The sequence below is a fragment of the Rhizobium sp. Root482 genome, from assembly GCF_001426565.1.
Lineage (GTDB): Bacteria > Pseudomonadota > Alphaproteobacteria > Rhizobiales > Rhizobiaceae > Pararhizobium.
Map to the genome: position 1 here is coordinate 55,590 of NZ_LMFA01000007.1, position 12,218 is coordinate 67,807.

A 12,218-nucleotide genomic window follows, 5' to 3' on the forward strand; every position below is an offset into this window, starting at 1 on the left:
AAGACGAAGTTTTTCCCTCACCTCGCAAGATTGCTTCGGTACATCGCTTCTCCAGCCGGAGATGAAGACAACTTTCGGTTACCTTGCGTAGAATGGAATGGTGGCCGATATTTGCGTCAGGTCGTCTTGATGAGAGGCCTCGTCTTCTGTGGCCATCCTCTCGTCGTTGCGCGTCATCACAGCCTCGATCCCACGGCGAAAGGCTCAGGGCCAGTTCATCGAGAATTCGGTCGCCGGTTGTCCGGTCGGCAGAACCTGTTGTCGGTCCAAGGAGCGCCGTCAGTCTGTGGAAGATGTAGGCTTCGCCAACGACTGGTTGAGTGGCGTCTGTTCTAATGTCTATAGATTCCTTCCTTCAGCCCCTGTCCGGACATCGGCCGGGTTCTAGGCGCCGGCTTTTGCTCGATGACGCCACTGATCTCGACGTCGTCAGATGACGCTTTTCGATGAACACATTCCACAGCTTCTCGGTGCGGTTGGCCTCAACCACGTCGGTGGCATGATCAAATACAGCGCGAAGCGAGCGCTCCAAGGGATTGGCCAAGCTCATCGGGCGACTGTCGAAGCAAACCGACTGCTTCCTGAAACTCTGGAGGGTGTGTGGACGACTGAAATGGGGGCGCAAAGCCGTCGTTAAACGTGATCCGCAGTTGGCATTGAGTGCGATTCCAATCGAAGTCTTCGCCTTGAGGATACGAACCGACGCCACGTGATTCTGTGCCAGACACTCTAAAGCAATCCGGCATATTAGCGGAAGGTTGAGATTACCCTGCGCGGAGTGATTGATTCCATACTAGGCCTCAAGCGCACAATTGAGGTCTCCTAGTCCTATCATCAGCATCATTGGGTCTGACGGGGAAGGCAGGAAGCCGACGGCCTCATAGAAAGCTCGTGCTTCATCTGAAATTGCATGCACGAGCACGCCACGAATACCCAGTATTTCAGCGGCATTGAGCAAGCGTAGTCCCACATCGCGGACCAGCGCGCGACCGATACCTCGGCCTTGATATGACCGGTCAATAGCTAGTCGGCCTAGCACGGCGACTGGGACCGGATCTGGCATGTTGCGCCTAAGACGACCGGGTGCTTCTGGCGGCTTCACCGCGCCTGCGGCAAGCGCGTAATAGGCAATGACACGACTTCCTTCGCAAACAACAAAGGTACGTGACGCGCCACTTGCCTGATTCGCGCGGGCTCGTCGACGAAGCCAATTGTCTAGCTCAGAAACGCCGCAATCGAACTCGGCCAACTCATGATAATCAGCCAAAGGAGAAGGCGCAGTTATGGTCACGCGTTGTCCCACGGCGCCTTGGTAGACATGGTGCGCTTCAAACGCACATTGATCTGTGCGGGCGCATCAAGGCGAGCAAGGAACTCGGCATAGACTTCGGGACTCACCGTGAAAATCGAACGATCGAGCAGCACTTCCTCAGCTCGACGTTCAGACGCCTCCAACATGAAATCTGTGCGAGTCTTGCCAAGCAACTCAGCCGCACGGTCAATCAAATTGCGCGTCGCCGGCTTAATCCGCATGTTTAGTGGAACGCTTGCGTCCATTCTCTTACTCGTGTGTGACGTCGACATGAGAAACTCCAATGTGCTCACTTCATATAACGTAACGACACCATCATTACAATGTCCGTAATGATGGTGTCGTTACGCTTATGGACTCTTTGCCGCCATCCGGCATGGCGTCACGGGCGTTGACCACTAGGTTCAGCAGACCCAGCTCGATTTGGTCTCCGTCGACCAGTACTGAGGGCAGGTCGCCAGGAACGTTTGTGGTAGTCTCAACGGAAGACCCGACCGACCGTGCCAGCAGCTCCTGCATGTTGCCGACAAGTTCAGAAAGATCTGTCGGCTCAACTTCAAGATCCTTCCGGCGTGCGAAGGCCAATACCTATATTGCCCACGTCCTCGTCGGCCTGCTCGACGGAGACAAACCGGAAGCGATCCTGGTGGAGGCCGCGAAGGCGGCCGCAAGAACCTGCCTGATACGCGGCGCTTTTGGGCATGCGCCAGCCATGAGCGTCGATCTCTCCAACATGACGAGCCTGGAGGAAATTTACCGCGCCGCCCGTCCCGCACGGGCGCCCGAGGATGTTTGACACCGCTGCTTCGATTTTGGATCGACTAGCTGCCAGAGAGGCCTCTCGGCTTGGCACGTATCGCCTCCTCGCGTAAACTAGCGCGAGCTCTTGAGCTTCGACGAGGCTCATGCCGACCGGGCGGCAGCGGCCCGTCGGACCCGCCGTCAAACTGAACGCAGAGGCGTAGCGCATCAAGGATAGAGGCGTGGACGGATCTGCTCGCAACCGGTGCAATTCGAAACCGTGTTCGGGACATTCACGAAACGGCAGGGTACCGGCCAGCGACGAAACGTCGTCTGTTGAATTTCGGCAGGATTTAACCCGCCTTTTTGTCGCGTTAGCCCACCAGATCCGGTGTAGCGAATTGTCTACAAACAACTTTATTCGGCCAAAGTGGATCACGGCGAAATGGAAAAATGGATCAAACCCACGCGAAAATCAACAGTACGTCTTTGCCACGGCGATGGGAGCAGCTTAGTTCTTGGCACTCCAGACAACTGACGCGCGGTGCCAGAAAGTGCTACACTTTCAGGACTGGACTCCATCAAACACCGTATTAAGAATGGTTTCTTTGGGAGGTAATCATGTCTTCCGACTACTATGATAGCTTTTGCCCCGTGGCAAAAGCTTGCGACATCATCGAACCGCGCTGGACACTGCTGATCCTTTGTGAACTGTCGCACGGCGCCACGCGCTTCAACGAGATCCGCCGCGGTGTGCCCGGTATCTCTCCTACTCTGCTGTCGAAACGCCTGAAGGAAATGGAATACCACGGCTTGGTTCGTCGTGTCGAAAGCGATGCCGGTGAGGCGGGCTACACCACGACCCCCATGGCTGAAGAATTGAAGCCCGTGGTGCAGGCTTTAGGCAGATGGGCGTATCGAAATATTGACAAGGAAGTCTCGCTTAATAAACTCGATGCGCGTCTGTTGATGTGGAACATGCGTCAGAAGATCGATACCAACGCCTTTCCGCGTGGCACGACGACGGTCATTCAGTTCACCTATCCGGAACTGATCGAGAGCGAGCGGCACTTTTGGCTCGTGGCCCGTCCGGGCCAGCCTGTCGATCTCTGTTTGCTCGATCCAGGCCGCGACGTCGATCTGTTCATCAGGGCTGATCTGAAGGCGATGACCTCGGCGTGGATGGGATGGTCAACTCTTCGCGGTGAAATCAATGCAAACGCTGTCGTCTTGATCGGCGATCGCAAGCTGATTGCCACGCTGGATACATGGATGGTGCGTAGCAGCTATGCCGCCGCTCCGGAGCACCAGCAGCCAGAGCCACCGCTTCACAATCTGTATCGGGGCGCTCCATTTTCTGCACTATCTGGCGGGTCGAGCCAGTGATTGGTTGGTCTCGTTCAAACCACGAAGGAGACCCCCATGGATGTCAATCTGACCACCACTCCCGTTCCTAACCCCAACAAGGCGCTCTGGGAAAAGGGTGACTTCACGCGTATTGCTGCTGCGATGCGCGAGAGCGGTGAGGCCCTCGTTAAATCGCTCGGTGTCGAAAATGGCATGAGGGTGCTGGACCTCGGTTGCGGGGACGGTACGACGGCGATACCCGCAGCGCAGTCCGGCGCAAATGTTGTGGGCGTGGACATCGCCCGCAATCTTGTCGCCGCCGGCAATGCCCGTGCCAAGGCCCTACAACTTTCCAACATTCGCTTCGAAGAGGGCGACGCGAGCGATCTGGTCAACCTTGAAGACAGGAGTTTCGACGTCGTCGTCTCGATCTTCGGCGCCATGTTCGCGCCCAGGCCCGGCGATGTAGCGAAAGAGATGGTGCGCGTCACCAAGCGCGGCGGCAGGATCGTCATGGGCAACTGGATCCCTGGCGACCCTACCCTCGTGGCGCAGATACTCAGGATCAGCTCGGCCTATTCACCGCCGCAGCGCGAAGGCTTCGTCAGTCCGATGACCTGGGGCGTGGAAGCCAATGTGATTGAGCGCTTCGAAGCCGCCGGCATTCCTCCTGATAACATCACCTGTGAGAAAGATACTTACACATTCAATTACCCGGGCCCGGCTACGAATTTCCTCGGTCAGTTCCGCAATTTCTATGGTCCCACCATGAATGCCTTCGAGGCGGCAGCCAAGAATGGAAAGGGCGAGGAATTGCAAAATGAGCTTGATCTGCTGTTCAACCGGCAGAACCAGGCCAGGACCAATGACGCCACGACGATCCCCGCCTCTTACTTGCGGGTCACCGTTCGGGTGCCGTAGGTTTCAGATGCCTCGTCCGATTGTCGCGGGCGAGGCGTTCCATTAAGGATCAGATTGGTGGCTTCCTCGGGGCTCAAGCCCTAAAACTTCTCATCCCCTCTCTACCCTTAGCCACCAAGGCCCATTCAACCCAATGTCAGCTTTCGGATGGATGCCAAAGCTGTCGGAGCGTCTGAAATGGAGGCGCAAATCGGAAATCATTTCCGCTGTCGGCCCAGAGTATATAGAGCCATCGCCAGATCTCGTCTTGTACAAGATTGTTTGCGAGGAGCTGACGATGCATTGGGAAGCCGATTGCGTCGCGGAGACGGCATTCGCAACGGGCCGTCCGGCGTCAGCGCACTCTTCCATATTCGGCGAGGAAGTCGAGCAATACCCTCACGCGTGAAGGCAAGGGACCGCCCTGGCCGACATAGACGGCGTGGAAGGCTTCCGTCTCACCGGTGTCGAGAGTTTCAAGCAATGGAACCAGCCGTCCGGCTGCTACGTCTTCGCGAACAGTGAAGGCAGCAAGACGTGCAATACCGGCGCCCGCCAGGGCGAGTTGACGCATCCCCTCGCCATCGCTGATTTGAACCTGACCGTTTGCAGGAAGGACGGTCGTCTCACTCTCCTCGCGAAGCGGCCAGCCGTCGACGACGCGCGCATAGCCGAAGCCGAGGCGATTGTGGCGCTTGAGGTCGGCAATGGAGCGCGGCTCACCGCAGCGCTCAAGATAACTCGGCGCGGCAACGATGGAAAGCGCCGTCGCACCGAGCCTGCGCGCTATAAGACTGGACGTCTTCAGCGGTCCAGCGCGGACGGCAACGTCGGTACGCTCTGCCAGGAGATCGACCACGGCATCTGTCTGGACGATGTCGAGCGTTACGCGCGGATGAAGAGCCAGAAACTTGGGCATCGCAGGCGCGAGGATGTGGTTGAAGTAGGATGCGCTCGTGTTGAGGCGAACGCGACCAACGGCCTCCTCGCTACTTCCCGCTGCGCGCTCCGCCTCTTCGATATCGGCAAGAATACGCATTGCTCGTTCGTAGAATGCACAGCCTTCCGGTGTAAGTTGCAGTTGCCGCGTCGAACGATTGAGAAGCCGTGCGCCCAGTCTCGCTTCCAGACGTGAGACCAGTTTGCTGACTGCCGATGGCGTCAAATTGGCCGCGCGCGCCGCTGGAGAGAAACCTCCGAGTTCTACGACGCGCACGAACACGTCCATTTCGCCAGAGCGGTTGACGTCAGGCCTTGCCATGATGAATTCATTTCACATCTGATGTTCCTTTCCTCCTTCTATTTCAACCCCCGTTCAGTGTCTATGTCTGTCGTCGAAGTATCACTGAGTGGAATTCAACATGCCCGTCGCGCTCTACGCCCTGACGGCCGGAGCCTTCGGCATCGGCGTCACCGAATTTGTCATCATGGGCCTCCTCCTGGAGGTCAGCCGTGAACTCGGCGCCACCATCGCCGCCGCCGGGCTGCTGATCTCCGGCTACGCACTTAGCGTCACCATCGGCGCTCCCGTGCTGACTGCGCTCACGGCCCGCTGGCCGCGCAAGCATGTGCTGGTCGGGCTGATGGTGATCTTCGTGATCGGGAACGCCGCCTGCGCGCTTGCGCCGACCTATGGCTGGCTGATGGCTGCGCGCGTGCTGACTGCGCTGACCCACGGCACCTTCTTCGGCGTCGGGGCCGTGGTCGCAACAGAGTTGGTCGCTGAAGACAAGCGTGCCTCGGCCATTTCCATCATGTTTACCGGCCTGACGGTCGCAACCGTGCTCGGTGTGCCGTTCGGCACATGGCTCGGTCAACACTACGGCTGGCGCGCGACATTCTGGGCGGTGACGCTGGTCGGCCTGGTCGCCTTGTTCGTTCTGGCCTTGCTGGTGCCGCAGGACCGGAGCAAGCCTGAAGCCTCTGACTGGCGGGCCGACCTGCGCGCCATAGCCCGCCGTCCCGTTGTTCTCGGTCTGCTGACCACGGTGCTGGGCTATGCCGGCGTCTTCGCCGTCTTCACCTATATCGCGCCGCTCCTGACCCGTATCAGCGGGTTCGAAGACAGCGCGGTTTCACCGATCCTGTTGGTCTTCGGGGGCGGACTCGTCGCGGGCAATCTGCTGGGTGGAAGGCTTGCCGACCGCAACTTGACTCGCGCCATTGTTGGCACACTGGCGACGCTCACCTTCGCGCTCGCTCTGATGACCTTCGCGTTCGACAACCAGATTGCCGCCATCGTCTTCACCGGCCTGCTCGGCGCAGCCGGCTTCGCCACAGTCGCCCCCTTGCAGATGTGGGTGCTGTCCAAGGCCGAGGGCGCAGGCCAGAGCCTTGCCTCCAGCTTCAACATCGGCGCCTTCAATCTCGGCAACGCCATCGGCGCATGGGCGGGCGGTCTGGTCATCGACCACGGGCCCGGTCTCGCCCTCGTCCCGATGACGGCTGCGCTGTTCCCGCTTCTCGCCATCGCCACCGCGCTCGTCGCCGTCAGCTCAAGTCGGCAGATGGCATCGGCGGCGGCGCAGGGTTCGGTCTCATAGGGAGGCGATCATGAACCTCGATCTCGTCACCATCCGCGGCGGAACGCCGCTCGGCAACTATTACCATCCCGACAAGGATGCGCTGCGTCAGGAAATCAATCGCTGGATCAGGGAGAGCGGCGCCATCGACGCCATCGTCGATTTCGATGCGTGCTGCGCGATCCCGACCACCCGGCGCGGATCAACCCGGCGTTCGACTCTGGCGACCACCTTCATCCCAGTGACGAGGGCAATCGAGCGATGGCCGACGCCATCGATCTCGATGCGCTGATCGGCCGCGGACCATCCTCGCCATAACGAAAGGAACATCCCATGGAATATCGCACTCTTGGCAAATCCGGTCTCAAGGTGCCGGTCCTGAGCTTCGGCGCAGGCACCTTCGGAGGCTCCGGCCCACTGTTCAGCAACTGGGGCAACTCGGACGCCACGGAAGCGCGCCGGCTCGTCGACATCTGCCTGGAAGCCGGCGTCAACCTGTTCGACACCGCCGATGTGTATTCGGACGGCACGTCGGAAGAAGTGCTCGGCGAGGCCATCAAGGGCCGGCGCGACAGCCTTCTGATCTCGAGCAAAGCCAGTCTGCCGATGGGCGAAGGGCCGAATGATGCCGGATCGTCCCGCTTCCGTCTGATCCGTGCCATCGAGGACGCGCTGCGCCGTCTTCAGACGGATCGTATAGACATCTTCCAGCTTCACGCTTTCGACGCGTTCACGCCAGTCGAGGAAGTGCTTTCGACACTCGATACGCTCGTGCGGTCTGGCAAGGTCCGCTATGTCGGCGTCTCCAACTTCTCCGGCTGGCAGATCATGAAGTCGCTGGCCGTCGCCGACCGCTATGGCTGGCCGCGCTATGTCGTCAATCAGGTCTATTACTCGCTCGTCGGGCGCGACTACGAATGGGACCTGATGCCGTTGGGGCAGGATCAGGGTCTTGGCGCGATGGTCTGGAGCCCGCTCGGCTGGGGTCGTCTGACCGGTAAAATCCGCCGTGGCACACCGGTACCCGAAGGCAGCCGCCTGCATGAGACCGCCAGCTTCAGCCCGCCGGTGGAAGACGAATATCTCTATCGCGTGGTCGATGCGCTCGACGCGGTGGCGGAGGAAACCGGCAAGACGGTCCCACAGGTCGCATTGAACTGGCTCCTGCAGCGCCCGACCGTTTCCACGGTCATCGTCGGCGCGCGCAATGAGGAACAGCTCCGCCAAAACCTCGGCGCAGCGAGCTGGAAGCTCACGTCAGATCAGATTGCAAAGCTGGACGAGGCCAGCGCCGTGACGGCGCCCTATCCCCATTCCCCGTACCAACGGCAACAGGGCTTTGCGCGGCTTAATCCCCTGATGGCGGATTAAGACAAGCACCGGCCCCGTGACCGGCCGCAGCGGCAACATGCCGCCGCGCTCCGGGCCCGCGCCCGAGCGTCCGCCGGTCGAGAACTGAACATCAGGCCGCGAAGTGCGTGTGCAATCCCTCAAGCAGCGAAGCGAACTTCTCGGGGTCGGAGGTCGCCGACCCGTGAGAATTGCGGACGTAGCAATGGGCGATGCTCGCTCCTGCTTCAAAGGCCTCTCGGGTGGACTCGATCTGCTCAGGAACCGTGATCGGCACAGATGGGTTGTTGGTCTTTTGCGGAAGCGAACCGGTGATCGCGACGCAGACTATGCAAGGCTCTTTCATATCCATTTTCTTCGCCGGGCGAGGAGCGATGTCGCGCTACGCCGCTTCCCTCAGGGCTTGGGTTCCGCTCCCTCCCAGGCGCGCTGTAGCAGATCGCGCAAGGGGGGCGGCTTCGATTGGACGCGGGTTCCAATACGGATTAGAAAGGGCGATCTCGCAGGCGCGCTCGAGGTCAGATTCCTTCACACCGAGGTCGCGCAGTGCTGTGGGGACGCAAAGTCTGACTGCCAACCGGTCCAGCCCGATCGACGCGTCGGACGCACCGATCGCCGCCGCGATCCGTGCCATGGCCTCGGGTGCCGCTGGGCTGTTGTAGGCGCATGGGGAAGTCGCAAAGTGCCACTGCTTGTCAGCGTCAGAAACAGATTTTCATTCTGGGAAGAGGGGTTCGACTCCCCTGGGGCGTGCCACTCTCTTTGAAATCGTTGCGTAATTTCGACGTGCGGGTCTGCCCCGCCACACGGCATTTCGTGACGCGTACAATCCGATCTTCTTTCAACTTTTGGCTACCGACACATCGTGTCGGCCTGTGTTATAGTCGCTCTGTCAGGTGCAGGACATAGCGGACACGCAAGGGGCGGCGATGGCGAGCGAAAGTCCTATCAACTCACCGAAGCACCCACGAAAATCGCCGGGCGGGGGCGCGCGGCCGGCGGAACAGGGCAGCGAGCGGCGCCTCATCACGGCGCTCTGCTACGATCTTGTCGGATCGACAAATCTTTTCCATCAACTCGATATCGAGGACTTCCAGGAGCTGATTTCCGCCTTTCAGCAGGCGGTGCGGTCGGCGATCGTCGCGCGTTCCGGCGTGATGCGGGTCGAGGCCGGTGACGGCGGTGTTGCCATTTTCCCGACGGAACTTGGCTCGCGCGATGCCGCGTCGCTGGCGATTCGCGCAGGCTTCGACGTTGTCGAGGCCTGCCGGCGCATCGGCCGCGAGGCGCGGCGCAGCGACATGCATGTCCGCGTCGGCATCGCCACCTCCATCGCGCTGGTTCAGGAACCGCGCGAGGAAGTCCCTTCGCAGGAGCCGGTGACGGCGGCGGCGCTCGCCATGGCGACGCGGCTGGAAGCGCTCGCGGTCCCTGACAGCATTCTCGTCTCGGAGGAAACGAAGACCCTTGCTGGACGCGCCTACGCCTTCATCTTCGAGGGCAGCCGGTCGCTAAAGGGATTTGCCGAGCCCGAAAGGGTTTGGCGGGCGCTCGAACATCGTGCCGAAGTCACCCGCTTCTACGCCTTCGGACGGCTTGCCGGTTCCTTCATCGGCCGTGCCGCCGAGCTTGAGACAATTGGTCGTTGCTGGCGAGAGGTCTTGGCCGGAAAAGGCCAGATCCTGGCGATTGAAGGCGACGCCGGCATCGGCAAATCACGGCTTTTGCGGGAGATCCGCGAGCTTACCCGCAAGGAGCGATCGAGGGCCTTCCTGTTTCAGTGCGCGCCCGGAGGCTCGCGCTCCACGCTTCACCCGCTCATGCATGGCTTTCCCGGCACGGCGTCCAAGGCGGCTGGCCCCTCACGCCTGACAGCGACAACCGTCGCCGCCGCGTTCGCGCGCCACGGCATAGAAGAGCCAGACGTCGCCGAACTGTTTTCGTATCTGCTCGGCGCTGCGGGCCGAAACGAGTCCCTCTCCGGCAGCGATCCCAAGGCAATCCGCGACAGGGCGCGGCGGGCGACCATCCATGCGCTGGAGACCGTCGGCGCCCGCGGTCCGCTGATCATGGCGGTCGAGGATATTCACTGGATCGATCCGACGTCGCAGGACCTTCTTGGGGAAATCGCCCGCACAGTTTCACGACTTCCCATCCTTCTCGTCATCACCTTGCGCCCCGGCGCCGCGATGGATTGGGCCGACGGTGCCGACGTGGTGCACCTGTCGTTGAAGCCACTCAATCGCGACGAGACGAAGCAGGCGATCGAAGCGAGTTGGCCGGCACACAAGCGCGCGGCACTTCCGGAACTTCTGGAGGCGACGGAGCGGATTTCCGGCGGCGTTCCGCTGTTCATCGAGGAGATCTGCCAGTGGATCACGGAGATCGCGCCTGCGGATGCGGCGAATATTCCTGAGGCAATCGCGCATGACGGCGAGGCCAAGGTCTCTCACACGCACGCGCTTGCCTTCGAAGGGATGCTCGACGAACGGCTCGCGCGCCTCGGACCGGCGCGGGACGTGGCGCGAGCCGCGGCGATCACCGGCGGCCGCACGACGATGCCGCTGCTTCACGCGCTTTTGCCGGATCTCGCCAGGCGGTCGCTTGCGAGTGCGGCGGATGTGCTGTGCGAAACCGGCTTTCTGACGCGTGGCCGAGCCGGCGGAACCCTGATCTACCGCTTCCGCCACGCCCTGATCCAGGAAACGATCTACAAGGCACTGCTGCGCAAGCAACGGCAGGTTCTGCACCGGCGGCTGTTTAACGCCGTCAGCGACGACCGTGGGCTGGCGGAATGGATCGACACCGGCGGGCTCGCCGACCAGGCGGAACGCGCCGGGCTTACGGAGGAGGCAATTCGGCTGTTCATCGCCGCCGGCTCCGAGAGTGCCGGCCGCTCAGCGATGATCGAGGCGCGCCACCATCTGGAGCACGCGTTGGCCCTTTGCGCCGAGATGGACGAAAGCGAGGCGGTCGACGCCTTGCGGCTTTCCGCCTTCACCAGGCTCGGCTCGATCCTCACTGGCCTTGTCGGCGCCAATTCTCCGCCCGCCCGCAAGCTGTACGAAGACGGTGTCGCCATCGCCCGCCGCCAGCCGAAGGAAGACCAGCCAAAGTGGTTTCCGATCTATTGGGGCTGGTGGCTGACCGGGCCTGACTTTCTCGTCATGCACGACCGCGCACTCGAAGTGCAGATGATGATGCTTGGCACCGAAGATCGCGAAATCGCCCTGCAGGTCAAACATTGCATCTGGGCGATCGACTTCAATCTCGGCTGGCACAAGGAGACGCAGGAGGCGATCGCGGCGGGGCTTGCGCTCTACGACGAGCGATCGGCCGAAACCGCGCGAACGCTCTATGGCGGCCACGACGCCAAGGTCTGCGGCCTCGGACAACTCGCTCTGTCGCTCTGGCTGACGGGACAGCGCTCGGCCTCGGACACAGCACTTGCGGACATGGTCGACCTGGTCGAGCGCATCGGCCATGTTCCGAGTACCGCCCATTCGCTCGATACCGAGGCGGTCTCCGCCTTCTACCGCGACGATTTCGAGCGGCTGGCGGATGTTTCGAGCCGGATGCAGCTCTTTGCCCAGCAACATGAGATGCAGTCGCTCGCTGGCATGTCGCTGCTTTTCGGCGGCTGGGCCAAAGCCCACAGCGACGACCTCTTCGCCGGCCATGAGATGTTCGGCGAGGGATTGGCGCTGCTCAAGGATCTCGGCGCCGTCGCCGACCTGCCGATCTATCTCTACATGCACGCGACCTTGCTCGGCCTTGCCGGCAAGTATGAGCAGGCCATCGACGTCGTCACCGACGCCATCCGGCAGGCCAAGGAAACCGGTCATGCCTACTGGCTCGCCGAACTCTACCGTTGCCGGGCCGTGCTGCGCGCTCGGGGAAACGTGAAAACCAATCTTGTCGCCGCCGAACTGCTGACCGCCGTGACCATCGCCGAAAGCCAGGGTGCCATGGCTCTGCTGCAAAGGGCGAGCCGCTCAACCCGGGAGCTGGGCGTTGTTATCGGACGCTGACACGGCCGAAGGCCT

Annotated in this window: 11 protein-coding genes and 2 pseudogenes; 7 read left to right on the forward strand and 6 right to left on the reverse strand. The window is 61.2% G+C overall.

Annotated elements, in window-relative coordinates; genetic code table 11:
* Positions 1-793: 793 nt before the first annotated feature.
* From ASD31_RS25280 to ASD31_RS26675, 3 genes and pseudogenes are all read right to left on the reverse strand, one after another.
* The gene (locus tag ASD31_RS25280) at positions 794-1,291 is read right to left on the reverse strand and encodes a GNAT family N-acetyltransferase (RefSeq protein ID WP_082520447.1); all 498 of its coding nucleotides are present in this window, start codon (positions 1,289-1,291) and stop codon (positions 794-796) included.
* Entirely contained in the window at positions 1,288-1,584 is a 297-nt protein-coding gene (locus tag ASD31_RS06615; protein ID WP_056331125.1) for a DUF1778 domain-containing protein, read from the reverse strand. Before ASD31_RS06615 ends, ASD31_RS25280 begins: the two co-directional genes overlap by 4 nt.
* Positions 1,585-1,657: 73 nt before the next feature.
* A pseudogene (locus ASD31_RS26675) lies at positions 1,658-1,900 on the reverse strand (hybrid sensor histidine kinase/response regulator); the annotation flags it as partial.
* Here ASD31_RS26675 and ASD31_RS06625 point away from each other — a divergent pair.
* From ASD31_RS06625 to ASD31_RS06635, 3 genes are all read left to right on the forward strand, one after another.
* Positions 1,782-2,108, forward strand: coding sequence for a hypothetical protein (locus ASD31_RS06625; protein WP_210168916.1), 327 nt, complete (start codon positions 1,782-1,784; stop codon positions 2,106-2,108). The pseudogene ASD31_RS26675 and the gene ASD31_RS06625 sit on opposite strands and share 119 nt — an antisense overlap.
* 566 nt (positions 2,109-2,674) lie before the next feature.
* Positions 2,675-3,439, forward strand: coding sequence for a winged helix-turn-helix transcriptional regulator (locus ASD31_RS06630; protein ID WP_082520448.1), 765 nt, complete (start codon positions 2,675-2,677; stop codon positions 3,437-3,439).
* Between the two features lie 36 nt (positions 3,440-3,475).
* On the forward strand, positions 3,476-4,321 hold the full coding sequence (locus tag ASD31_RS06635; RefSeq protein ID WP_056331133.1) for a class I SAM-dependent methyltransferase: 846 nt from the start codon (positions 3,476-3,478) through the stop codon (positions 4,319-4,321).
* A 334-nt stretch (positions 4,322-4,655) separates the two neighbouring features.
* On the opposite strand, the gene ASD31_RS06640 is transcribed toward ASD31_RS06635, so the two are convergent.
* The gene (locus ASD31_RS06640; RefSeq protein ID WP_056331136.1) at positions 4,656-5,561 is read right to left on the reverse strand and encodes a LysR family transcriptional regulator; all 906 of its coding nucleotides are present in this window, start codon (positions 5,559-5,561) and stop codon (positions 4,656-4,658) included.
* Positions 5,562-5,661: 100 nt separating this feature from the next.
* Between ASD31_RS06640 and ASD31_RS06645 the strand changes: the two genes are divergently transcribed.
* Genes ASD31_RS06645 through ASD31_RS06655 form a run of 3 tightly spaced genes read left to right on the forward strand, consistent with a single transcriptional unit; the run spans position 5,662 to position 8,193 of the window.
* Positions 5,662-6,843 (forward strand): MFS transporter, encoded by a 1,182-nt coding sequence (locus ASD31_RS06645; RefSeq protein ID WP_056331140.1) that lies wholly within the window; start codon positions 5,662-5,664, stop codon positions 6,841-6,843.
* 10 nt (positions 6,844-6,853) lie between these two features.
* Positions 6,854-7,114, forward strand: a complete 261-nt coding sequence (locus ASD31_RS06650; RefSeq protein ID WP_056331142.1) for a hypothetical protein — start codon at positions 6,854-6,856, stop codon at positions 7,112-7,114.
* A 41-nt stretch (positions 7,115-7,155) separates the two neighbouring features.
* A complete protein-coding gene (locus tag ASD31_RS06655) occupies positions 7,156-8,193 on the forward strand; it encodes an aldo/keto reductase (RefSeq protein ID WP_056331145.1) in 1,038 nt (345 codons plus the stop codon).
* Positions 8,194-8,284: 91 nt separating this feature from the next.
* Here ASD31_RS06655 and ASD31_RS06660 read toward each other — a convergent pair whose 3' ends face one another.
* Together ASD31_RS06660 and ASD31_RS27070 are read right to left on the reverse strand one after the other, a co-directional pair.
* A complete protein-coding gene (locus ASD31_RS06660) occupies positions 8,285-8,524 on the reverse strand; it encodes a 3-keto-5-aminohexanoate cleavage protein (RefSeq protein WP_320409385.1) in 240 nt (79 codons plus the stop codon).
* A gap of 30 nt (positions 8,525-8,554) precedes the next feature.
* Positions 8,555-8,824: pseudogene (locus tag ASD31_RS27070) on the reverse strand (maleylacetate reductase); the annotation flags it as partial.
* Positions 8,825-9,101: 277 nt separating this feature from the next.
* Between ASD31_RS27070 and ASD31_RS06665 the strand changes: the two are divergent.
* Complete coding sequence (locus ASD31_RS06665; protein ID WP_056331148.1) at positions 9,102-12,203, forward strand: ATP-binding protein; 3,102 nt, start codon at positions 9,102-9,104, stop codon at positions 12,201-12,203.
* Positions 12,204-12,218: the final 15 nt, after the last annotated feature.

Bases quoted from the DNA above. Each gene is read 5' to 3' on its own strand.
- ASD31_RS06660 (WP_320409385.1), bottom strand. From the start codon at position 8,524: ATGGATATGAAAGAGCCTTGCATAGTCTGCGTCGCGATCACCGGTTCG.
- ASD31_RS06650 (WP_056331142.1), top strand. From the start codon at position 6,854: ATGAACCTCGATCTCGTCACCATCCGCGGCGGAACGCCGCTCGGCAAC.
- ASD31_RS06640 (WP_056331136.1), bottom strand. From the start codon at position 5,561: ATGGCAAGGCCTGACGTCAACCGCTCTGGCGAAATGGACGTGTTCGTG.
- ASD31_RS06635 (WP_056331133.1), top strand. From the start codon at position 3,476: ATGGATGTCAATCTGACCACCACTCCCGTTCCTAACCCCAACAAGGCG.
- ASD31_RS06655 (WP_056331145.1), top strand. From the start codon at position 7,156: ATGGAATATCGCACTCTTGGCAAATCCGGTCTCAAGGTGCCGGTCCTG.
- ASD31_RS06645 (WP_056331140.1), top strand. From the start codon at position 5,662: ATGCCCGTCGCGCTCTACGCCCTGACGGCCGGAGCCTTCGGCATCGGC.
- ASD31_RS06630 (WP_082520448.1), top strand. From the start codon at position 2,675: ATGTCTTCCGACTACTATGATAGCTTTTGCCCCGTGGCAAAAGCTTGC.
- ASD31_RS06615 (WP_056331125.1), bottom strand. From the start codon at position 1,584: ATGTCGACGTCACACACGAGTAAGAGAATGGACGCAAGCGTTCCACTA.
- ASD31_RS06665 (WP_056331148.1), top strand. From the start codon at position 9,102: ATGGCGAGCGAAAGTCCTATCAACTCACCGAAGCACCCACGAAAATCG.